Source organism: Mesorhizobium sp. M0184, from assembly GCF_040322215.1.
In the GTDB taxonomy this organism is placed as follows: Bacteria; Pseudomonadota; Alphaproteobacteria; order Rhizobiales; family Rhizobiaceae; genus Mesorhizobium.
The window spans coordinates 1-21,105 of record NZ_JAMYSZ010000017.1 but is presented as its reverse complement, the minus strand read 5'-3'; the positions used below and the strand labels follow the sequence as shown (position 1 = coordinate 21,105).

At 63.2% G+C, this 21,105-nt stretch carries 25 protein-coding genes and 1 pseudogene; 15 read left to right on the top strand and 11 right to left on the bottom strand.

From position 1 onward, the window contains the following. Positions 1-17: 17 nt before the first annotated feature. From NKJ23_RS20640 to NKJ23_RS34690, 8 genes and pseudogenes are all read right to left on the bottom strand, one after another. Complete coding sequence (locus NKJ23_RS20640; RefSeq protein ID WP_352681968.1) at positions 18-1,214, bottom strand: serine hydrolase domain-containing protein; 1,197 nt, start codon at positions 1,212-1,214, stop codon at positions 18-20. A 64-nt stretch (positions 1,215-1,278) separates the two neighbouring features. Next, positions 1,279-2,313, bottom strand: coding sequence for an ABC transporter substrate-binding protein (locus tag NKJ23_RS20635; RefSeq protein ID WP_352681966.1), 1,035 nt, complete (start codon positions 2,311-2,313; stop codon positions 1,279-1,281). Between the two features lie 23 nt (positions 2,314-2,336). Continuing rightward, a complete protein-coding gene (locus NKJ23_RS20630) occupies positions 2,337-3,137 on the bottom strand; it encodes an ABC transporter permease (RefSeq protein ID WP_352681964.1) in 801 nt (266 codons plus the stop codon). After that, positions 3,130-4,050: an ABC transporter permease gene (locus tag NKJ23_RS20625; protein WP_352681962.1), complete on the bottom strand. Its 921-nt coding sequence runs from the start codon at positions 4,048-4,050 to the stop codon at positions 3,130-3,132. The genes NKJ23_RS20630 and NKJ23_RS20625 overlap by 8 nt, the downstream gene beginning before the upstream one ends. Next, the gene (locus NKJ23_RS20620; RefSeq protein ID WP_352681960.1) at positions 4,050-5,144 is read right to left on the bottom strand and encodes an ABC transporter ATP-binding protein; all 1,095 of its coding nucleotides are present in this window, start codon (positions 5,142-5,144) and stop codon (positions 4,050-4,052) included. The genes NKJ23_RS20625 and NKJ23_RS20620 overlap by 1 nt, the downstream gene beginning before the upstream one ends. A 139-nt stretch (positions 5,145-5,283) precedes the next feature. Next, positions 5,284-5,670, bottom strand: coding sequence for an amidohydrolase family protein (locus NKJ23_RS34700; protein WP_502902559.1), 387 nt, complete (start codon positions 5,668-5,670; stop codon positions 5,284-5,286). Positions 5,671-5,715: 45 nt separating this feature from the next. Continuing rightward, positions 5,716-5,786 (bottom strand): annotated as a pseudogene (locus NKJ23_RS34695) (hypothetical protein); the annotation flags it as partial. A gap of 68 nt (positions 5,787-5,854) precedes the next feature. Beyond that, a complete protein-coding gene (locus tag NKJ23_RS34690) occupies positions 5,855-5,992 on the bottom strand; it encodes a hypothetical protein (protein WP_502902557.1) in 138 nt (45 codons plus the stop codon). A gap of 141 nt (positions 5,993-6,133) precedes the next feature. Between NKJ23_RS34690 and NKJ23_RS20610 the strand changes: the two genes are divergently transcribed. From NKJ23_RS20610 to NKJ23_RS20585, 6 genes are all read left to right on the top strand, one after another. After that, positions 6,134-7,165: a histone deacetylase family protein gene (locus NKJ23_RS20610; RefSeq protein WP_352681958.1), complete on the top strand. Its 1,032-nt coding sequence runs from the start codon at positions 6,134-6,136 to the stop codon at positions 7,163-7,165. Between the two features lie 248 nt (positions 7,166-7,413). Continuing rightward, positions 7,414-9,057 carry an MFS transporter gene (locus NKJ23_RS20605; protein ID WP_352448179.1) on the top strand — a complete coding sequence of 548 codons (1,644 nt, stop codon included), beginning with the start codon at positions 7,414-7,416 and terminating at the stop codon, positions 9,055-9,057. 136 nt (positions 9,058-9,193) lie between these two features. Then, entirely contained in the window at positions 9,194-10,054 is an 861-nt protein-coding gene (locus NKJ23_RS20600) for an FAD binding domain-containing protein (protein ID WP_352681956.1), read from the top strand. Continuing rightward, positions 10,054-10,530, top strand: coding sequence for a (2Fe-2S)-binding protein (locus NKJ23_RS20595; RefSeq protein WP_352681954.1), 477 nt, complete (start codon positions 10,054-10,056; stop codon positions 10,528-10,530). The genes NKJ23_RS20600 and NKJ23_RS20595 overlap by 1 nt, the downstream gene beginning before the upstream one ends. A 2-nt stretch (positions 10,531-10,532) precedes the next feature. Next, entirely contained in the window at positions 10,533-12,797 is a 2,265-nt protein-coding gene (locus tag NKJ23_RS20590; protein WP_352682091.1) for a xanthine dehydrogenase family protein molybdopterin-binding subunit, read from the top strand. Further along, the gene (locus tag NKJ23_RS20585; protein ID WP_023675441.1) at positions 12,797-13,042 is read left to right on the top strand and encodes a MoaD/ThiS family protein; all 246 of its coding nucleotides are present in this window, start codon (positions 12,797-12,799) and stop codon (positions 13,040-13,042) included. The genes NKJ23_RS20590 and NKJ23_RS20585 overlap by 1 nt, the downstream gene beginning before the upstream one ends. 273 nt (positions 13,043-13,315) lie before the next feature. Here the strand turns inward: NKJ23_RS20585 and NKJ23_RS20580 are convergent, their stop codons facing one another. Then, the gene (locus tag NKJ23_RS20580) at positions 13,316-14,209 is read right to left on the bottom strand and encodes a LysR family transcriptional regulator (RefSeq protein WP_352448183.1); all 894 of its coding nucleotides are present in this window, start codon (positions 14,207-14,209) and stop codon (positions 13,316-13,318) included. 151 nt (positions 14,210-14,360) lie between these two features. Between NKJ23_RS20580 and NKJ23_RS20575 the strand changes: the two genes are divergently transcribed. The 9 genes from NKJ23_RS20575 to NKJ23_RS20535 all read left to right on the top strand — a co-directional run bounded on the left by NKJ23_RS20575 (position 14,361) and on the right by NKJ23_RS20535 (position 20,313). Continuing rightward, positions 14,361-15,551 (top strand): MFS transporter, encoded by a 1,191-nt coding sequence (locus NKJ23_RS20575; RefSeq protein WP_352681952.1) that lies wholly within the window; start codon positions 14,361-14,363, stop codon positions 15,549-15,551. After that, positions 15,548-16,030 carry a cyclophilin-like fold protein gene (locus tag NKJ23_RS20570; protein ID WP_502902556.1) on the top strand — a complete coding sequence of 161 codons (483 nt, stop codon included), beginning with the start codon at positions 15,548-15,550 and terminating at the stop codon, positions 16,028-16,030. The genes NKJ23_RS20575 and NKJ23_RS20570 overlap by 4 nt, the downstream gene beginning before the upstream one ends. A 19-nt stretch (positions 16,031-16,049) precedes the next feature. Next, a complete protein-coding gene (locus NKJ23_RS20565; RefSeq protein WP_352681950.1) occupies positions 16,050-16,445 on the top strand; it encodes a (R)-mandelonitrile lyase in 396 nt (131 codons plus the stop codon). Positions 16,446-16,471: 26 nt separating this feature from the next. Next, on the top strand, positions 16,472-17,488 hold the full coding sequence (locus NKJ23_RS20560) for a zinc-dependent alcohol dehydrogenase family protein (protein WP_352681948.1): 1,017 nt from the start codon (positions 16,472-16,474) through the stop codon (positions 17,486-17,488). Positions 17,489-17,546: 58 nt separating this feature from the next. Then, positions 17,547-17,981 carry a lipocalin-like domain-containing protein gene (locus NKJ23_RS20555; RefSeq protein WP_352576070.1) on the top strand — a complete coding sequence of 145 codons (435 nt, stop codon included), beginning with the start codon at positions 17,547-17,549 and terminating at the stop codon, positions 17,979-17,981. A gap of 87 nt (positions 17,982-18,068) precedes the next feature. Then, positions 18,069-18,929, top strand: a complete 861-nt coding sequence (locus tag NKJ23_RS20550) for an MFS transporter (RefSeq protein ID WP_352681946.1) — start codon at positions 18,069-18,071, stop codon at positions 18,927-18,929. Positions 18,930-19,012: 83 nt separating this feature from the next. After that, a complete protein-coding gene (locus NKJ23_RS20545) occupies positions 19,013-19,183 on the top strand; it encodes a hypothetical protein (RefSeq protein ID WP_352681944.1) in 171 nt (56 codons plus the stop codon). Between the two features lie 87 nt (positions 19,184-19,270). After that, the gene (locus NKJ23_RS20540; RefSeq protein ID WP_352681942.1) at positions 19,271-19,486 is read left to right on the top strand and encodes a GNAT family N-acetyltransferase; all 216 of its coding nucleotides are present in this window, start codon (positions 19,271-19,273) and stop codon (positions 19,484-19,486) included. 263 nt (positions 19,487-19,749) lie between these two features. Then, a complete protein-coding gene (locus NKJ23_RS20535; RefSeq protein WP_352681939.1) occupies positions 19,750-20,313 on the top strand; it encodes a GNAT family N-acetyltransferase in 564 nt (187 codons plus the stop codon). A 90-nt stretch (positions 20,314-20,403) separates the two neighbouring features. Here NKJ23_RS20535 and NKJ23_RS20530 read toward each other — a convergent pair whose 3' ends face one another. Together NKJ23_RS20530 and NKJ23_RS20525 are read right to left on the bottom strand one after the other, a co-directional pair. Further along, entirely contained in the window at positions 20,404-20,802 is a 399-nt protein-coding gene (locus tag NKJ23_RS20530) for a GFA family protein (RefSeq protein ID WP_502902555.1), read from the bottom strand. Continuing rightward, on the bottom strand, positions 20,691-21,105 hold a 415-nt coding region (locus tag NKJ23_RS20525; protein WP_352681935.1), incomplete at its 5' end, for a hypothetical protein. The genes NKJ23_RS20525 and NKJ23_RS20530, both read right to left, overlap by 112 nt.

The window sequence follows — 21,105 nt, the reverse complement described above, 5'->3', positions numbered from 1 at the left end:
GCGGATTTCTTTGAGGTTCAGGCGAGCGCCGCGGCAATGGCATGCACGGCCTTCAGCGTCGCCACCGAATAGCCGATGTTGGTGAAATCCGGATAGCTCGAAAGCTTCACCACGACCATTTTCGTATCCCAGTCGATATGGATCAGCTGCCCGAACACGCCCCGGCACATCAGCGCTCGCGAGCGCGGGTCCTCGATCCAGAACTGGTTGCGGTAGCTGCCTTCCGGCAGGCTGGGACTGAAATCCGGTCCATGCCTGCCATTGCGCGTCGCCTCGATCCAGTCGGCCGGCACGATGCCGCCTCCATTGTCGAGGATCAGCTGGCCGAAGCGGCCATAATCGCGCAGCGTGGCGTTGAAGCCGCCGTCGGCGACCGCATAACCGGCGCTGTCGACAGTGAAGCAGGCGCTTTCATCCGCGCCGAGCTTTTGCCATAGCTCTTCCGAAATCAGCTGCGCCAGCCTTTTGCCGCTCACCCGCTCCATGATGAAGGCAAGCACGTCGGTCTCGATCGAGCGGTATTCGAAGGCGGCGCCGTGTGGCCGGATTTTTTCCTTGAGCCCGAGGATCAGTTCAAACATATGCGACGGCCAGCGAAAGGCCGGATTGCTGCCTGGCGGCACCGGCTTCCAGCCGGTGGCGACATCGACCTGGCCGATGTCCGAATAGGGATCGGTGTATTCCTCGGAAAAGCTCACCCCGCTCGTCATGTCGAGCACATGCTGCACGCTGGCGCCTGCCCAGCCGGTCGCTTCCAGCTCCGGCAGATAGACCGTCGCCGACAAGGCCGGATCGATCAGTCCGCGCCCGACCAATATGCCGAACACCGAGCCCGTGACCGACTTCGCCATTGACTGCGACAAATGCAGCGTGCGCTCGGTCATGCCGTTGAAGTAGCGCTCATAGGCGACCTTGCCGTCCTTGAGCACGAGGAACCCGTCGGTATAGGTCTCGTCGAGCAGCCCGGCGAGCGTCGTCGGCTGCCCCATGCTGTCGCTCACCGGCAGCGCGTCGAGATCGACCTCGGCGCGCTCGAAGCGATGCCGATGGCCATTGCCGCGCCAGACTTCGACGGTCGGCAGAAATTCGCGGATGTGCTGGAACGCCCAACGATTCCATGGCGGCCGGTCCCAGTCGAGCTTCGGCGGCACCATCCGCGGCGGCGAACCCTGCATGATCGGCGGCGCCGGTTCGCTGTTGCGATAGGAAATCATAGGCAGTCCGATCGCCGGGAAAAGGCCCGGCGGCAATTGCCGCCGGGTTTCGTCCGGATGTGGATTACTTCTGCAGTTCGGTCCAGATCTTGCTGTAGATGGCCTGCACTTCCTCGGAACACAATTTTTGCAGCTCGCCATGCGCCTTGACGTCTTCCGGGATGATGACTTCCGGCGCATCCTTCATATCGGCCGGCATGTACTTGTCGGAACCGGTAATGCCGTTGGCGTAGCGATGGAAGGCGGATAGGCCGGCGGCGTTTTCCGGATCCATGATGAAGTTCTGGAACAGCTTGGCGTTCTCGACATTCTTTGCGTCCTTCAGGACCATGACGTTGTCGCTCCAGAGGCCAAAACCCTCCTTGGGATAGAAATAGTGGATCTTGGGGTTCGCCAGCCGCTGGCGAAAGGCCGAGCCGTTCCAGTCGCTGGTCGCCTTGAAATCGCCGGCGCCCATTTTCTCGATGGTATTGTATTCCATCGCGATCCAGTTCGGCTTGGCAGCAACCAGCGTGTCACGCACCTTCTTCAGCGTTTCCTTGTCGCTGGCGCATTGCGCGCCGCCGACATATTTGGTCGCCGCGAACATGACGTCGTTCATTTCCGGCACGACGTTGACCTTGCCCTTCAGTTCGTCGGGTGTGTTGAAGATGATGCCCCAACTGTCCGACGGCCCCTTGTAGACATCGGTGTTCACCACGATGCCCACCGTGCCCCAGGCCCATGGCACGGAATATTTGCGGCCCGGATCGAAATCGGGATTGGCCCATTCCGGCGCCACGTTCTTGAAATTCTCCATCTTGCCGGGATCGGTCTCCTGAACGAGGCCTTCCTTGATCCAGATCGGCACGAAGGTTTGCGAAGGCACCGCGATGTCGAAGCCGGTGCCACCCTGGCGAACCTTGGCCAGCGCCGTATCGTTCGAATCGTAGTCGGTGATGGTCACCTTGATGTTGTATTTCTGTTCGAACTTCTTGATCACGTCAGGGCTGGTGTAGTTGCCCCAATTGTAGATGTTGAGTTCACCGTCGGCGCGAGCAAGGCTCGTCGAGGCGAGCAGCGCCAGCCCGATGGCGGTCGCCGTGGTCTTCCAGTTCATGGTTTTAGCTCCCATTTTCATGTCTAGTCCCGTTTCCTGCTGATGAAGAAAAACAACGTCACGATGGCGACCGACAAGAGCAGGAACACGGTCGATATCGCGTTGATCTCCGGCGTTATCCCTCGACGTATCTGGCCAAGCATGTAGGTCGGCAGCGTGTCCTGGCCGCCCGATTTCACGAACTCGGTGATGACGACATCGTCGAGCGAGATGACGAAGGCCAGCATCAATCCGGCCAGAATGCCGGGCCAAAGCAGCGGCAAGGTGATGCGGCGGAACGTCTTCCACGGCGTCGCATAGAGATCGGCGGCGGCCCGTTCCAGCGTCAGGTCCATGTTCTCCAGCCGCGCCCGGATCGGCAGGTAGGCGAACGGAATGCAAAAGGCCGTATGCGCCGCGATCAGGTAGCCGAGCCCGGAATAGCCGGTGAAGATCTTGATGCGCGAGAAAAAGATCAGCAGCGCCACGCCGGTGACGATCTCCGGCACCATCAGAGGCTGGTTGATGGCGGCATATTTGAAGGTCAGGCCGGGATAGGGCGGCGTGCGCGTGGTGGCGAGCGCCGCCATGGTGGCGAAGACGGTGGCCAGGATCGCCGCGATGGCGCCGATCTGGAAGGAGCGCAAGGTGGCGTCAATGACCTGCGTGTTCTGCCACGCCGACTGGAACCATTTGAGCGAGAAGCCGCCCCATTCCGACGTCGAGGTCGCGGCATTGAAGGCATAGACGACCAGCACGACGATGGGCAGATAGAGCACGACGAAGCAGGTCGCCGCGATCGCGGTGAATCCCGGCTGATGCTTGATTGCGAAGCTGCTAGCCATGACGCATCTCCGACCGGCCGGTGTTACGCACATAGGCGAGCAGTGCCACCATGACGATGATCATGACGGCGATCGACAGCGCCGAGCCAAGCGGCCAGTTGCGGCCTTGTCCGAACTGCAGCTCGATCAGGTTGGAAAGCATCATGGTCTTACCGCCGCCCAATAGGACCGGTGTGACATAGGCGCCGAGCGCCGGAATGAACACCAGGATGGAGCCGGCGATGACGCCCGGCTTGACCAGCGGGAAAATGATGCGTCTCAGCACCTGAAAGCGCGTCGCATAAAGATCGTAGCCGGCTTCGACCAGCCGGAAATCGAGCTTCTCCATGCTGGCATAGATCGGCAGCACCATTAGCGGCAGATAGACATAAGCCATGCCGATAAGGATCGCCGTGTCGGTGAAGAGTATCTGGATCGGCGCGGAGATAATGCCGAGCTTGAGCAGCACCGTGTTGATCAACCCCTCGTTGCGGATGATCTGCAGCACGGCGAAGGTGCGGATCAGCAAGTTGGTCCAGAACGGTATGGTGATCAGGAACAGCCAGAGATCGCGCGTCTTCTCGCTGCGCGTCGCCATGAAATAGGCAGTAGGAAAACCAAGCGCCAAAGTAGCGATCGTGGTCACGATGGCAAGCTTGATCGAGCGCCAGAAGATAGTGACATGGGCGGCAGCAATGGAAAGCGTGTCGTCGAAGATGTCGCGTTCCATGAACACCGATGTCCAGGCCTCGGGCGAGAATTGCCACTTCACGTCGCCATAAGGGCCGGGCGTCAAAAACGAATAAACCAGCACGATCAGCAAGGGACCGGTTGCTGCAAGGAAGATGATCAGCAGGGCCGGCGCCGACAGCAGCCAGCGGTCGCGGATGTCGCGCCGTTCGGCCGCCTTGGCGACTTCTTCCGCGCTCGTCATCAATCCCTCAGCACTTGCGCGGCGTCGTTGCCGATCGAGACGCCGACCTTGTCGCCCCGCTCGAAACCGCAGCCTGCGCTGCGTGTGTTCTGCTGGCGCACGGTGAAGGCTTCGCCGCTGTCCAGTTGGACGTGGATATGCGTATCGGTGCCGAAATAGACGATGTTTTCGACGGTTCCGGAAAGATCGCCCTTGCCGCCGGTCAGCTTTGCGTGTTCCGGCCTGACCACCAAGGTGGCATTCGCCTTCGGCTGGAAGCCCTCAGCCACCGTCGCGTCGATCGTCGCGCCGGATTTGAGGGTCGCGCGCGCCTTGCCGTTGCCGATGTCGGTGATGGCTGCGGTCAGGAAATTGGTTTCGCCGATGAAGTCGGCAACGAAGCGCTCCGCCGGCTTGTCGTAGATGTCCCAGGGCGTGCCGACCTGCAGGATCTTACCGGCCGACATCACAGCGATGCGGTCCGACATGGTCAGCGCTTCCTCCTGGTCGTGGGTGACGAAGATGAAGGTGATGCCGGTCTGGTGCTGCAGCCGTTTCAGTTCGATCTGCATCTCCTTGCGCAGCTTGTAGTCGAGCGCCGACAGCGGCTCGTCGAGCAACAGCACTTTCGGCTGCGGCGCCAGCGCGCGCGCCAGTGCGACGCGCTGCTGCTGGCCGCCGGAGATCTGGCTGGTGCGGCGGGCACTCAGCGCCTCCATCTTGACCAGCTTCAGCATCTCGGCGACGCGCGCCTTGATTTCGGCTTTCGGCTTGCCCAGCATCTCCAGGCCGAAGCCGATATTCTCGGCCACCGTCATGTGCGGGAACAGCGCATAGGACTGGAAGACGGTGTTGACCGGCCGCTTGAACGGCGGCAGCGGCGCGATGTCGTGGCCGTGCAGCAGGATTTCGCCTTCGCTGGGGAAGTCAAAGCCGGCGATCAGCCGCAGCAGCGTCGTCTTTCCGCAACCCGACGGCCCCAGCAGCGTGAAGAACTCGTTCTCGCGGATCGACACCGAAACCGTGTCGAGAGCGGCGACTTGTGCGTCCCCGGTACCGAACACCTTGCGGACGCTGCGGACCTCGATTGCACTCTTACCCGGTTGATCCGGCACGCATTACCCCATTTTCATGTCCGCTCTTGATGGCGGATCCAGTTCCCATTCGATTGTCAGCATATGCCGGTCGGCTTGGCAACCATGCATCTGGATCTCGGTTCAGAACGCAAGCCCCATGCCATGGTCAGCGCCATCATCAAACCTGATAAGTGATCTTGCCGCCGCAGATGGTGCTGACCGGACGCACCATGTGCAAGGAAGCCGGTTCAGTTGCCTCGATATCGGCCGACAGCAACACCAGATCGGCCAGATAGCCTGGTTTCAGCCGGCCCTTGCGGTGTTCCATGAATTCGGCATAGGCGCCTTCGACCGTATAGCCGGCAAGGGCTTCCAGAAGCGAGAAGCTCTGGTCGGGATCGCCCTCTGCCCAAGGTTTGCGCAGCACCGCCGCCTGAATGCCCAGGATCGGCTCGACCCGCGACACCGGCCAGTCGGAAGCGAAGACGACATGCGCACATGATGGCGGGTGACCGGCTCTTCCTTGGAAAGGATAGTGTAGTCGACGCCGGCCCCAAGCAGCAATTTGGCGTTCGGCCGTGCCGCAGCGTAGGCGCGGATCGCGTCGCTCAGCGCATCGAAGCCATGCACGCCCTGAAGGTGCAGATTGTCCAGTTCGGCCGCGCCGCCGAAAAGGTGCATATGCGCTTCGATGAAGCCCGGCGCCACCGAACCGCCTTGCGCATCGATGATCTTCGTGGCCGGCCCTTTCAGCGCCTCGATCGTCCGGCGATCGCCAACCGCCAGGATGTTGCCGTCCTTATCGCCACCGCCTCGGCCGTCGGATTGCCTTCGTCCATGGTCAGCACACGGGCATTGGTGACGATCAGGTCGGCATTTGAACTCATGATTACCCGCGGTTCGGTTGCGCTGCCGGCAGGCTAGACGACCGGCTGCCGGGCCAGCAAGCCATGGCTGGTTGGCCCAGCGCCTTGTGAAAGGCAGTGCAGGACGGTTAGGGTCGCCGCGTCTCACCACGGAACAATTTCATGAAGACTGTTTTTTCGCCTCTCCATGCCGGCCATTCCGGCAATGTCGAATTGATCGCCGGCGCCATCGTGCCGGCTTTTGAAAAGCCTTCGCGCGCCGAGTTCATCAGGGCGCGGGTGGAGAGCGAGAAGCTCGGTCCGATCCTGCCGCCGGAAAGCCACGACCTCGCCGCCGCCAGGAAGGTGCATGCCAGCGACTACATCGATTTCCTGCCGACCGTGTGGCCGCTCTGGGAAGCGTCGGGCCGCAGCGGTTCGGCCATTCCCTTCACCTGGCCGACGCGCGGACTGCGCGGCGACGTGCGCCCGAAAGGCATCGATGCGCTGCTCGGCTTCTACTCCTTCGACGGCGGCGCGACGTTCGTCAAAGGCACATGGGATGCGATCAAGTCGTCCTATGACGTCGCGCTGACCGCCGCCGCGCTGGTCAAGGCCGGCGAGCCTTCCGCCTTCGCCCTCTGCCGCCCGCCAGGGCACCATGCAGGGGCGGCCTTCATGGGCGGCTATTGCTTCATCAACAACGCCGCCGTCGCCGCGCAATGGTTCCGCGACCATGGCGCCGGGCGCGTTTCGATCCTCGATGTCGATTATCACCACGGCAACGGCACCCAGGAGATATTCTATCGCCGCGGTGACGTTCAGGTGCTGAACCTGCATGGCGATCCGATGACCGAATATCCCTTCTTCCTCGGCCATGCCGACGAACGCGGCGAGGACGACGGCGAAGGCTTCAACGACAATTACCCGATGCCCTTCGGCACCGGCTGGGACGTGTGGAACGCCTCACTCGAGGACGCTTGCACCAGGCTTTCGGCTTATGCTCCCGACGTCGTCGTGGTTTCGCTCGGCGTCGACACTTTCGAGAGGGACCCGATCAGCCAGTTCAAGCTGAAAACGGGCGACTATCCCAGGATCGGCCGCCGCATCGCCAGGCTCGGCCTGCCGACGCTGTTCGTCATGGAAGGCGGCTACGCAGTCGAGGAGATCGGCGTCAACGCCGTTGGCGTGCTGACCGGCTTCGAGGACCGCTAGAAGTGCCGCCGGTGCCTGCAATCATGATCGAAGTGGCGGCGATCGTCAGGGACGGCATGCAGTGACCAGCCGCTCCGCTTGCAACGGTACGCGCTGAGCTTCTCCGCACTCGTTATCCTGTTGTTGGACCATGATCTTTTTCGAGAATGCGTTCGCCCTTTGCAATGTGATGTTCTATTTTTTGAATCCATGGCTTGAGGGCCCGATTCATCGGAAGAACCAACGCATTTGAGCCCGGGAAAGCATTTATGAACGACGACACACCGGAAAGCGAAAGCGTCTCGGCGCTGGCGCCGTTCCGGCATGGCATCTTCCGTGCGGTATGGTCCGCCAGCCTCGTCTCCAATTTCGGCGGCCTGATCCAGGGCGTCGGTGCCGCCTGGATGATGACGACGATCGCCACCTCGTCCTACCAGGTGGCTTTGGTCCAGGCCTCGACCACCTTGCCGATCATGCTCTTCGCGTTGCTGGCCGGCGCCATCGCCGACAGCTTCAACCGGCGCAAAATCATGCTGATCGCGCAGATCTTCATGCTGGTTGTTTCGGCTCTTCTGACCGTCTTTACCTATCTCGACCTGATGACACCGTGGACGCTGCTCGCCTTCACCTTCCTGATCGACAGCGGCACCGCGCTCAACAGCCCGTCCTGGCAGGCTTCGGTCGGCGACATGGTGCCTCGCACCAAGGTGCCGGCGGCGATCGCGCTCAACTCGATGGGCTTCAACCTGACGCGCAGCGTCGGCCCGGCGATCGGTGGCATCATCGTTGCCGCGGCAGGCGCTGCCGCGGCCTTCGCCGTCAACACGCTGAGCTATGTCGGCCTCATCGTCGTGCTGGCCCGCTGGAAGCCGGAACTGCCGGCATCGACCTTGCCGCGCGAGACGCTGGGCGCCGCAATGGGCGCCGGCCTGCGCTACGTCGCCATGTCGCCCAATATCGGCAAGGTGCTGGTCAGGAGCTCGGCTTTCGGCTTCAGCGCCGGCGCGGTTCTGGCATTGCTGCCGCTGGTCGCGCGCGACGTCGTCAAGGGCGATGCCTTGAGCTACGGCATCATGCTCGGCGCCTTCGGCATCGGCGCCGTCGGCGGCGCGCTGATCAGCGTCAGGCTGCGGCAGCTGCTGTCCAGCGAAACCATGGTGCGCATGGCATTCGCCGGCTTCGCGCTCTGCGCCTTCAATGCCGCGCTCAGCGAGAATGCCTGGCAGACGTCGCTCGGTCTGCTGCTCGGCGGCGCCTGCTGGGTGACCGCGCTGTCGCACTTCAACGTCACCGTCCAGATGTCGACGCCGCGCTGGGTGGTCGGCCGCGTGCTTTCGGTCTACCAGACCGCGACCTTCGGCGGCATCGCGCTCGGCAGCTGGGTCTGGGGTGTCGTTGCCGACGCGCATGGCGCCGAAGCCGCCCTGATGGCGGCCAGCGTCGCCATGCTGGCGGGAGGCGCCATCGGCCTGCTGCTGCCGCTGCCGCAGCAGGCTGTGCTCAACCTCGATCCGCTCAACCGCTTCCGGGAGCCGCATCTGGCGCTTGATCTCAAGCCGCGCAGCGGTCCCATCGCCATCATGATCGAATATGTTATCCGTAACGAGGACGTGCCGGAATTCCTCGCCACCATGGCCGAGCGCGGCCGCATCCGCCGCCGTGACGGCGCCCGCAACTGGACATTGGCGCGCGATCTCGAAAATCCGTCGATATGGATCGAGCACTACCACACGCCGACCTGGGTCGAATATATCCGCCACAATCGGCGCGCCACCTACGCCGACGCGGTCATCGGCGAGCGCATAAGGGCGCTGCACAGCGGCAACGAGCCACCTCGCGTCCGCCGCATGATCGAGCGCCCGACGACTGCAGGCACCGCGCTGGTGATGCCGAAGGGACCGATCGAGCATTAGTGGCTGGCGGTGCGTCCAGTTGGACGAGCAAATGAAATTGCGGCGCCTGGCCCAATCCGCGAATGCACGAACAGGATGGCCATTGTGGAGAGACGGTTATATCAGTTGGTGTGACTATGACCACTAAGGGGAGACGATGCGTTACATACGTCCGCTTTCAATTGAAGACGCCGCCGGCCTGTTGGCCGGTTCAGCCGGCACGGCCGCCATCCTCGCCGGAGGCAGCGACCTCTTGGTGCGAATGAAAGGCGGCTTTATCGAACCCGACCTGATCGTCGACATCAAGGCGATCGACGGGCTTGGCGAGATCAGGGAAACAGCCGAGGGCTTCAGCATCGGCGCGGCGGTCCCCTGCGCATTGCTGGGCGAGAATACGGCCCTGCAGAAGGCATGGCCTGGCGTCGTCGAAGCGGCCAAGCTGATCGGCTCGAAGCAGGTGCAGGGACGCTGCACCATCGTCGGCAATCTGTGCAACGCCTCGCCGGCCGCCGACAGCGTCCCGGCGCTGGTGGCCGCTGGCGCCAAGGCTGTGGTCGTCGGCCCGGGAACCAGGCGCACGATTGCCGTGGAAGCGGTGCCGACTGGGCCGGGCAAGACGTCGCTGGCCAAGGGCGAGATCATCGAGGCAATCCTGCTCGACAGCCGTCTGCCGCGTTCGGGCGATGCCTATCTGCGTTTCATTCCGCGCACCGAGATGGACATCGCGGTGGTAAGCGCCGGCGTGAACTTGACGCTCGATGAGCAGGGTCGCGTCAAATCCGCCCGTCTGGCGTTGGGCGCCGTGGCGCCGACGGTGATTCTGGTCGAGGAGGCCGCCGAGGTTCTCATCGGCTCCAAGCTGGACGAAGCCACGCTGCAGAGGCTCGCCAAGGTCTGCTCGGGCGCCTGCCGCCCGATCGACGACAAGCGCGGCACTATCGAATTCAGACGGAAAGTCGCGGGTGTGCTGGCCAAGCGGGCCGCCACGACCGCCTATGCACGCGCAGGAGGCAAATGATGGCTGGTGTGGCAGTATCAACGACAATCAACGGCGACAATGTCGAGTTCCTTTGCCAGCCGGACGAGACGCTGCTTGATGTCCTGCGCGATCGCCTGGGGCTGACGGGCGCCAAGGAAGGCTGCGGCACCGGCGACTGCGGGGCCTGCAGCATCATCCTCGACGATCGGCTGGTGTGCTCGTGCCTGGTGCTCGGCGCGGAGGCCGAGGGTCGGCACGTCGAGACCATCGAGGGCATGGCGCATGGCGACAAGCTGCATCCCCTGCAGCAGAAGTTCCTGGAACACGCCGCACTTCAATGCGGCGTCTGCACGCCGGGCTTCCTCATGGCGGCCAAGGACCTTTTGGCCAAGAATCCCGATCCGACCGAGGAGGAGATCCGCTTCGGCCTCGCCGGGAACCTCTGCCGCTGCACCGGCTATGACAAGATCGTGCGTGCCGTTCAGGACGCCGCCAGCGTGATGAAGGGAGCATGACGATGAATTTCGATCCGCGTTACTCCAGACGCAATTTCACCTCTGTCGGCACGCGTCCCATCCGTCCCGACGGCGTCGACAAGGTGACGGGCCGCGCACGCTATGGCGCCGACTTCAACATGGCCGGGCAACTGGTCGGGCGCGTTCTCAGAAGCCCCCATGCGCATGCCACGATCAGGAAGATCGACACGTCGAAGGCGGAGAAGCTCGCCGGCGTCAAGGCCGTGATCACCGCGGCCGACCTGCCCGACCTCACCGACGGCGATGCCGCCATGTACGACATCCTCGACAACTGCATGGCGCGCAAGAAAGCGCTCTATGATGGCCATGCCGTGGCCGCGGTGGCTGCGGTCGATGCCCGCACGGCGAGGCAGGCACTGAAGCTGATCGAGGTCGACTACGAGGTGCTGCCGCATGTCACCGATGTCGACGAGGCGATGAAGCACTCCGCACCCCTGGTCAACGACGCCATCTTCACCGAGGGCCTCGAGCAAAAGCCCGTCAAGCCTTCCAATGTCACCAAGCGCACCCAGTACGGCCATGGCGACATCCATGTAGGTTTCGGCCAGGCCGACTTCGTTGTCGAACGCTCCTTCAAGACCGAGCAGACGCACCAGGGCTATATCGAGCCGCATGCCTGCGTGGCCAATGTCAGCTCCGACGGCACCGCCGACCTGTGGGTCTGTACGCAAGGCCATTTTGTCTACCGCCAACACTGCGCCCAGCTGCTTGGCATGGAAGCCTCGAAGCTGCGCGTCACCTCGTCGGAGATCGGCGGCGGTTTCGGTGGCAAGACCCATGTCTGGGCCGAGCCGGTGGCGCTGGCGCTGTCGCGCAAGGCCGGCCGGCCGGTCAAGCTGGTCATGACGCGCGACGAGGTGTTCCGCGCCTCTGGCCCGACCAGCGCCACATCGATCGACGTCAGGATCGGCGCCCGCAAGGACGGCACGATCACGGCGGCCGAGGCGACGCTGCGCTATTCCTGCGGCCCCTATGCCGGCATGTGGGCCGAGATCGGCGCCATGACGGCCTTTGCCTGCTACAAGCTCGAGAACGTCAAGACGGTCGGCTACGAAGTGCTGGTCAACCGGCCCAAGACCGCGGCCTATCGCGCGCCGTCGGCTCCGATGGCGGCGTTTGCGGTGGAAAGTGCGGTCGACGAGCTGGCCAAGGAGATCGGCATGGACCCCGTCGAGTTCCGGATCAGGAACGCGGCGCAGGAAGGCACCAGATCCTCCTACGGCCCGGTATACGGCCCGATCGGCATCGGGCCGACGCTGGAGGCGGTGAAGAACCACCCGCATATGAAGGCGCCGCTCGGCAAGAATCAGGGCCGCGGAATGGCCTGCGGCTTCTGGTTCAATTTCGGTGGCCAGACCTGCACCGACCTCAACATCGGCATGGACGGTTCGGTCTCGCTTGCCGTCGGAACCGTGGACGTGGGCGGCTCGCGCGCCTCGCTTTCGCTGGTCGCGGCGGAGGAGCTCGGCATCCCCTATGAGCAGGTCAAGGCGGTGGTCGCCGATACCTCCAGCCTCGGCTACAACGACATGACGGACGGCAGCCGCGGCACGTTCTCCTCCTCGATGGCGACGATCTCGGCGGCACGCAACGCCATCAAGGTGTTGCGGGAACGCGCCGCACAGACGTGGGACATTCCCGTCGACGACGTGGTCTGGGAAAAGGGCCACGCGATTGCCAAGGGCGAGAAATACGGCAACCTTGCAGCATTGTCGCTGAAGGAGATCGCAGCCGCGTCAGGGAAGACGGGGGGACCGATTGCCGGCCATAGCGAGCTCGTCGCCGACGGCGCCGGCGTCTCCTTCGCCACCCATATCTGCGATATCGAGGTGGATCCCGAGACAGGCTCCACCAGGGTGCTGCGCTACACCGTCGTTCAGGACGCCGGCAAGGCGGTGCATCCGACCTATGTCGAGGGGCAATACCAGGGAGGTGCCGCGCAAGGCATCGGCTGGGCGCTCAACGAGGAGTATATCTACGGCAAGGACGGGCGGCTGCAGAACCCTGGCTTCCTGGATTACCGCATCCCGGTCTGCTCGGACCTGCCGATGATCGACACGCAGATCCTCGAGATCCCCAATCCCAACCATCCCTACGGGGTGCGCGGCGTCGGCGAGACCTCGATCGTGCCGCCGCTGGCGGCGATCGCCAATGCGGTCTCGAACGCCGCGGGCGTGCGCATGACGCACATCCCGATGTCGCCGCCGCGCATCCTGGCGGCGCTCGAGGCAGAACGGGAAGGCTGATGGTCGAAGTAACGCTCTGGGGATCGCTCGGCGCGATCGCCGGAGGCAAGAGCAAGGTCGAAATCGAGGCGAAGGATATTCGGGAGCTGTTCAGGAAGCTAGCTGAACAGTATCCCGGCCTCGAGCCGTACATCGATCGCGGCATCGCCGTCGCCATCGACGGGACGATCTATCGCGACACCTGGTCGAAGGAACTGCCGGAAGGCGCGGAGATTTTCCTGCTGCCGCGTCTTGCCGGGGGATAACTGGACAACCCTGTCCTACCCATTGACGACCAAGACATGGCCTAGGCTCGAGAAAAACCTCGGCTATCCACGAGAATTCTTGGCCAGTTCAGCCTGCGAGTTTGGCTCCTTTTCGATGACTGCTTCTGTGTCAATCACAGACATCGAGGCGAGCGAGCTCCACGTCTGCTTTGAGGCGAAAGCAGCCGCCCGCAGCGTAGAAGTCAAAGGGCTTGGGTCAGAACCTACCATATCCCAATGTCAGCTTCATGATCCATAGGCGCAGTCTTGGGGTCAGATGCGATGGCGGAGCGCCTCAACGATCACTGCCATCGCAGGCGAGAGCTGTCGCCTGCTCGGGTAGTAGAGGTGATAGCCCGCAAATGGCGGACTCCAGTCGTCAAGCACGAGCCTAAGGCATCCCTTGGCGATGTGGTGGCTGACGAGGTTTTCCGGGACATAGGCGATTCCGAAACCGCTTATCGCAGCCTCGATCATGGGAATGGACGAATTGAAGGTGAGTTGGCCTTCCACCCGCACACGAAGGTCGCGGCCATCCCTGGCGAATTCCCAGGCATATAATCCGCCGAACGTCGCCTGCCGCATATTGATGCAGTCATGATTAACCAGATCCTGCGGTGCGGTCGGAACCGGATGGCGGGAAAAGTACTCCGGCGAAGCCACGGCCACGAGCCTCCAATCCGGCCCGATGCGCACTGCGATCATATCCCTGTCGATGCTCTCACCAAGCCGCACGCCTGCGTCGAAACGCTCCTCCACAATGTTCTTCATGCCGTTGTCGCTGTAGAGTTCGACGCACACGTCAGGATAGTCGCTGAGCAAAGGCTGCAGCTTCGGCCAGACGGTCGTCTGGAGCGCATGGTCGGACAGCGTGATGCGGACCGTTCCGGAGGGCTTGTCGCGAAAGGCCACCAGGCTTGCGAGGTCGGCTTCGATTTCCTCGAAGCGGGGAACAAGAGATTGGAAAAGTCGCTCGCCGGCCTCGGTCGGAGCGACGCTCCGGGTCGTACGCGTCAGCAGGCGGACGCCAAGACGAGCTTCAAGCTCCTTGATTGTCGAGCTCAGGGTCGACTGCGAGGTTCCGAGCTTGGCCGCCGCCTTGGTGAAGCTGCGCTCCCGGGCGACCGCCACGAACCAGAGCAAATCCTTCATGCCATCGCGCTGCATAGGGCACCTCCCGTCGGACATTTATATCATAAGCAGATAAGTCCATGCGAATTACTCAGTCTAATAGAATGGGTTCCTCTGCAATATCTTCCAGCATGGTGACGGGGATGGGCGGCTGATCCACCCCCGTCGCCTTGCAAGGATGCCAATTATGGAAACGACCTACGACACAAGGCTTGTCGAAGACCGCGCCGCATGGGGCGCGGTGCTGTCGATGGCGCTGTGTGTTTCCGTGCTCATCGCGTCGGAATTCATGCCGGTCAGCCTGCTGTCGCCGCTAGCGGCCGATCTCGGCATCACCGAGGGCCGCACGGGACAGGCGATCTCGATTTCGGGCGCTTTCGCCGTCGTGACCAGCCTGCTGGTCACCGGCCTCACGCGCCGGATCGACCGCCGACTGGTCGTGACCGGCTTCACCCTTCTCCTGATCGTGTCCGGGCTCGCTGTCACCTTCGCGCCGAACTACGCGTTCCTCATGGTCGGCCGGGCGCTGCTCGGCATCGCGATCGGCGGGTTCTGGTCGATGTCGACCGCGATCGTCATGCGCCTCGTGCCGCAAGACATGGTTCCGAAGGGTCTCGCCATGCTAAACGCTGGCAATGCCATTGCGGCCACCATCGCCGCGCCGCTGGGCAGTTTTCTTGGCGCCTATGTCGGCTGGCGCGGCGCTTTCTTCCTCGTCGTGCCGCTTGGGCTCCTGGCGCTGGTCTGGCAGTGGACAAGCCTGCCGGCGCTGCCCCCGCGCCGGAGGAAGCGTCCAGGCAATCCGCTGGCGCTCCTCGGCCGTCTTCCTGTCGCCACCGGCATGGCGTCGATCATGATGCTGTTCATGGGCCAGTTCGCGCTCTTCACCTATCTGCGGCCCTTCCTCGAGAGCGTCACTCAGCTCGACATCGCTGCTCTCTCGGCGATCCTGCTGGCGATGGGGCTGGCCGGGGTGCTCGGCACCCTCTGCATAGGCCGGCTTTTGCGCACGCGCCTGTTTAGTATCCTTATCGTCATCCCGCTGGTCATGGCCGCGTTGGCCGTAGCGCTCATCGCCCTCGGTGCCTTGCCGGTTCCGACAGCACTGCTGCTCGTTGCCTGGGGCTTCTTCGGCACGGCCGCGCCCGTTGGCTGGGGCACGTGGCTCTGCCGCACGTTGCCGGACGACGCAGAGGCCGGCGGCGGGCTGCAGGTAGCCGTCATCCAGCTCGCCATCACCGGCGGCGCCGCCATCGGCGGCACGCTCTTCGATACGGTCGGCTGGTGGGGTGCATTCACTTTCGGCGCGGTGCTGCTCTGTGGATCGGCGCTCGCCGCCTTTGCAGCATCGCATTTGGCCCGGAGGTCGCAGCCATGACGGCAGTCATGACGATCGACCGTCCGGACCTCAGCCGCCGCGCGTTGCTCGGCGGCGCGCTCGCGGCAACGGTCCTGCCGCGGGCCGCCCGCAGCCAGCAGGGCAGCGACCCAGGCAGCCAGGAGCCCACCGACATGAAGATCAAGATGATTTTCAATGGCCGGACCATGACCGCCACGCTCTACGACAATCCGTCGGCGCGCGACTTCTTCACCATGCTGCCGCTCGATCTCACCATCGACGACTACGCGCATAACGAGAAAATCGCCTATCTGCCGCGCAAGTTGACTGAGGAGGGAAGCGGTCCGTTCGCCAACGAGCAGCCCTATGACCTGTGCTATTTCATGCCTTGGGGCAACCTGGCCATGTTCCACGCCGACTATCACCATCCCGGGCTGATCAGGCTCGGCCGCTTCGATGAGGGCGAGCAGGCCCTGCACATTCGCGGCGAGTTCCCGCTTCGCATCGAACGCATTTGAGGACTCAAAGGAGATCACCATGGAGATTCTTCGCGCAGGCACCAGGCCGTCTGGCAAGGGACCATCTGATTGGTTCACCGGCACGGTGCGGATCGATCCGCTGTTCAACCCGTTCGACGCCGCGCGCGTGCAGGGCGCACAGGTGACCTTCGAGCCCGGCGCCCGCACCGCCTGGCACACGCATCCGCTCGGCCAGACGCTGATCGTCGTTTCCGGCCTCGGCCGCGTGCAGCGCGAGGGCAGTGCGGTCGAGGAGATCCGGCCGGGGGACGTCGTCTGGTTCGCACCCGGCGAGAAGCATTGGCACGGTGCCTCACCCGAGACGGCCATGATCCACATTGCCCTCCAGGAGGTCAAAGACGGCAAGGTGGTGGACTGGCTGGAACACGTCAGCGACGCCGACTACGGCGCCTGACATCGATTGAACGAAAGGAAAGCAAAATGCTCGCAACCGTTCTTCATAAGCCCGGCGACATCCGCTGCGAGGAAGTCGCCGATCCGAAAATCATGCGGCCAACGGACGCCATCATCAAGCTCTCGGCGAGCTGCATCTGCGGCTCGGACCTGTGGCCCTATCGCGGGCTGCAGCCGGTCGACGGCCCGATGCATATGGGCCACGAATATTGTGGCATCGTCGTCGAGGTCGGCGCAGAGGTGCGCACGGTCCGTCCCGGCCAGTTCGTCGTCGGCTCGTTCTGCCTCTCCGACAATACCTGCCCGCATTGCCGCTTCGGCTTCCAGTCGTCCTGTGTGCAGCGCGAGTTCATGTCGGGCGCGCAGGCGCCTTACGCCCGCGTGCCGTTGGCGGATGGCACACTGGTCGCCACCGCCGAGGTGCCGCCGGCAGAACTCATCCCTGACCTGCTGGCTGTGTCCGATGTGCTCGGCACCGGCTGGTATGCGGCCGACGCAGCCGAGGTCCGAGAAGGATCGACGGTGGTGGTGGTCGGCGACGGTGCGGTCGGCCTGATGGGCGTGCTTGCGGCCAAGGAGATGGGCGCCGAGCGCATCATCGCCATGAGCCGGCACGCCAGCCGCCAAAAACTCGCCCGCGAATTCGGCGCGACCGACATCGTCGCTGAGCGCGGCGAGGAAGGTGTGGCCCGGATCAAAGGGCTCACTAAGGACGTCGGCGCGGACTCGGTGCTGGAATGCGTTGGCACGGCGGAATCCTTCGACCAGGCGCTGGCCTGCTCTCGCCCCGGCGGTACCATCGGCTATGTCGGCGTGCCGCATGGCGTGAGCTTCGATGGCCAGAATCTCTTCTTCGGCCAGAAGCGCATGCTGGGCGGCCCCGCGCCGGTGCGCCGCTTCCTGCCCGACCTCATGGACCGTGTGCTCAAGGGCAGGATCAAGCCCGGCAAGGTCTTCGACCTCAAGCTGCCGTTGGCCGAGGTCGCTGAAGGCTACCGCGCCATGGACGAGCGGCGCGCCATCAAGGTCATGCTTTCGGTGTAAGCGAAGATTGGGCGGACGGCCTGTCCGCACCCACAAACCAGAAAAAGGACAACGACATATGACGATGAGATTGAAGATCGCTGCCCTTGCGCTTGCGCTTTCGGTCGCCACGCCGGCTTTCTCCCAAGAGTCCCCGATCATCGGCGCATGGCGCATGAGGTCGCTCGAGGCCGGTGCGGAGGGAAACCTCAAGCCCGTGCCATATTCCGGCCAGGTCATCTTCACCGAGGCCGGCACCCTCTCGGTGCAGGCCCAGAACCCCGACGCTAAGGCGCCGGACACGCCTTACACGGCGAATGGCTACGAAGCCTATTACGGGCCGGTCGCCATCAACGACCAGGACAAGACCTTCGTCATCACGATCGAGTCCTCCCTGGTCCGCAACCTTGTAGGGAAGAGCATGAAACGCAAATTCGAAGTCTCGGACAACAAACTGGTCCTGACGCCGGACAATCCGGCCGAAGGCTGGCGCGTGACTTACGAACGTTACTGATCGGAACAGCCCGACTGTCAACATGCGATGGCCACAATGGCGCGGACTTCTGACCGAAATGGCGCGATGGCGGAACTGGTGCCAATCATGGCGGCTGTCTTCGCCGGCTTCCTCCTGATCGGCTTGGCGCTACCCGTCCTGCCGCTGCATCTTCACCAGCAGTTCGGCTTCGGCCCCTTCGCAGTCGGGCTGGTGACGGGCAGCCAGTTCGTCGCCTCGATGCTGTCGCGCATTGGAGCCGGAAATTATGCCGATGGGCGCGGCGGCAAGCGGGCCGTCATCGTCGGCCTCATTGCCGCTGTCCTGGCGGGGTTCATTTACCTCGGCTCGCTGGCATTGCTCGACCGGCCGGCAGCGTCCGCATCGGCGCTCTTCGCCGGCCGGGCGGTACTGGGCGCGTCTGAGAGCTTCATCATCACAGGCGGCGTCGCCTGGGGCCTCTCCCTTGCGGGCGGACAGAACTCCGGAAAGGTCATAGCCTGGGTGGGCACGGCGATGTTCGCAGCACTCGCGCTAGGCGCGCCGATCGGATCTGCGCTTTACGCGGCGAGCGGCTTCGCCGCGATCGCACTCGCGACGGTCGGCCTGCCGCTTGCGACGCTGCTTGCCATCCTGCCTATGCGTGGCACCAGCCTCGCCGCGAGCGCCGCGCGACAGTCATGGACGAGCGTGGCGCAAGCGGTCTGGCTTCCCGGCGTCGGAGCTGCTTTCAGCAGCCTTGGCTATGGCGCGATCCTGTCCTTTGGCGCGCTGCTCTTTGCCGAACGCGGCTGGCAGCCGGTCTGGCTTCCCTTCACCGCTTATGCCGCGTCGCTGATCGCGGCAAGGCTGTGCTTCGGCCACCTGCCTGACAGGTTAGGGGGCGCGCGCGTCGCCGTGATCTTCGTGGCGGTCGAGGCGGCAGGGCTGATGCTGATCTGGCTTGCGCCGCCATCGGAGCGGGCCTGACTGGCCTCGGCTACTCGCTGGTCTATCCCGGTTTCGGTGCCGAGGCCGTAAGCCATCTTCCACCACGCAGCCGCGGCCTGGCCATGGGACTCTACACCGTCTTTCTCGACGTGGCGCTCGGCTTCGGCAGTCCGGCGCTCGGCTTGGTCGCTGGGTCGGCCGGGCTGCAATTCGTCTTCTTCGCCGTCGCGACGGCGACGCTTCCGGCGTTGGGCATCGCTCTGCTGCTGGGTCGCCGTAACGCTCCACTATAGAGCCGGATAGTCTGGGCTCGAGATGTCGCGCAACTACGATCGCTCCCGCTTCGCGAGAAGCTGAGGCATCAGCCGAACCTGCTTTTGGTGGCGATAGAGGCCGATCAGGTCGTCGGATCGATCATGGCCGGGTATGACGGCCATCGAGGGTGGATATCGCGCATCGCTACCTTGCAGTCCCATCGCCAAAAAGGGATCGGCGAGGCCCTCATCCATGAGGCCGAAAGGCGGCTCGCCGGCCTTGGTTGCATAAAGATCAACCTCCAAATTGTCGCTTCCAATTCGACGGTTCTTGGGTTCTAACGAAAGTGCCGATACGAGGTCGAGGAGCGCATAAGCATGAGCAAACTGTTACCGAAAGTTTGAGGTGCTCCGCCGATTAACTCGTCGTCGCGGCTCGACGGCTCAGGTCCATTGGAATCTTGCTGCCGGTCATTATTGTGGCAGGCGAACCTCTCCGGGTGAATCGCGCTGCGGGATACGGCCGACGGCCGAAGCCGGGCGAAGTCCAGCCAGCCGGAGGGAGCCCTACCTACGGTCGAATTACTGGAGCAGTGAGGACATGCATGCAGATCGCATCCAAGCCACGCGTCCGCCTGGCAAGCCGTCAGGAACTGGATGGAATTGGGTTGCTCGTCTCAGAGGCTTTCGCATCGTTACGGCCCGTTCTGGCACCGCACATCTTCGAGCCCTACGTCAAGGATGCGCGGGATGTCGCGGGGCGATGGGCGAAAGCCAGCGTCGCGGTGCTCGAAGCCGAGGGACGCCTCGTCGGGACGGTCACCTACTACGCCGATGCCGCCTTTGACGGCATGGGCTGGCCGCCCGGGCTGGCAGGCCTCAGGACTCTCGCGGTTGTTCCCTCGTCACAGGGCCGCGGATATGGCCGCGCGCTTTGCGAATGGTGCGTCATGCAAGCGCGTCTGCAGGGCTCAGGCGGCCTTGCGCTTCACACTGCCTCGTCCATGATGTCTGCATACAAGCTGTATGAAAGCCTTGGCTTCGAGAGACGCCCCGCCCACGACCTTTTCGCCTCCGACATTATTGGCTTTGATCCAGCACTCGGCGATCAGCAGATCATCGCCTACCTGCTGCCGCTCAAGCAGGTCGAGAGCAGCCGCGATCGATAATGTTCGACCGCCGTTTGAACGGACGGAGGCATCATCTCGCTTCCGGATGCTGTCCGCAGCTTCCACCGTTTGTCTCGATGCGAGCAGATCCTAGTCTTTCGTATAGTCAGGCCCAAAACGAGTCGGCAGGTTGTCGGCGAGTTTCAACCAAGGGAGCTTCTCCTCAAAAGCGACATGCAGCGTAGGTGCAAATTTTTCTGGCTCCTCCATCGCTGCCGCAAAAAAATGCATGACATCAGACATGTTCTTTGAGCGGAAGGACAGCGGCGTGCCACAGTGATTGCAAAATGTTCTTTCCACACCGGGAGAAGAGTTGAATACCTTCGGTAGCTTGCCCAGCCATCGCCATTGGCCGTTCAAGACGCCAATATAGGAGGTCATCGGCGCAGAACATTGCCGCCGACAACTTTCACAATGACAGACCACGCAGGCCTGTGCCGGGCCATCGACTTCAAAGGCAATAGCGCCACATAAGCAATGACCACGCATGCAAATTCTCCTTGAGCCAACAAGGACAGCTTCATGCCTGGGCGTGAGGGAGGCGCCATGAAATGCGTCGAGCTGGCGCCCAATTCCGACATTCGGCGCTGGCGATTGTCCTCGCGTGCGCGAGGCGTTGCCTCCAAGCTGCCTTCACTACCCCCTTTCGGCATATAGAAATGTTCGTAGAGTTTCTCCGCCGGGCCGCTGAATTCACGGCCTGGCAGAGTTGTGTGCGTCAAGTTCTGCAAAATGGCGTGGCATTGCGGTGACGTCGGCGTGTCCGCCGCGCAGCCCCCGTGTTTAGCGGAG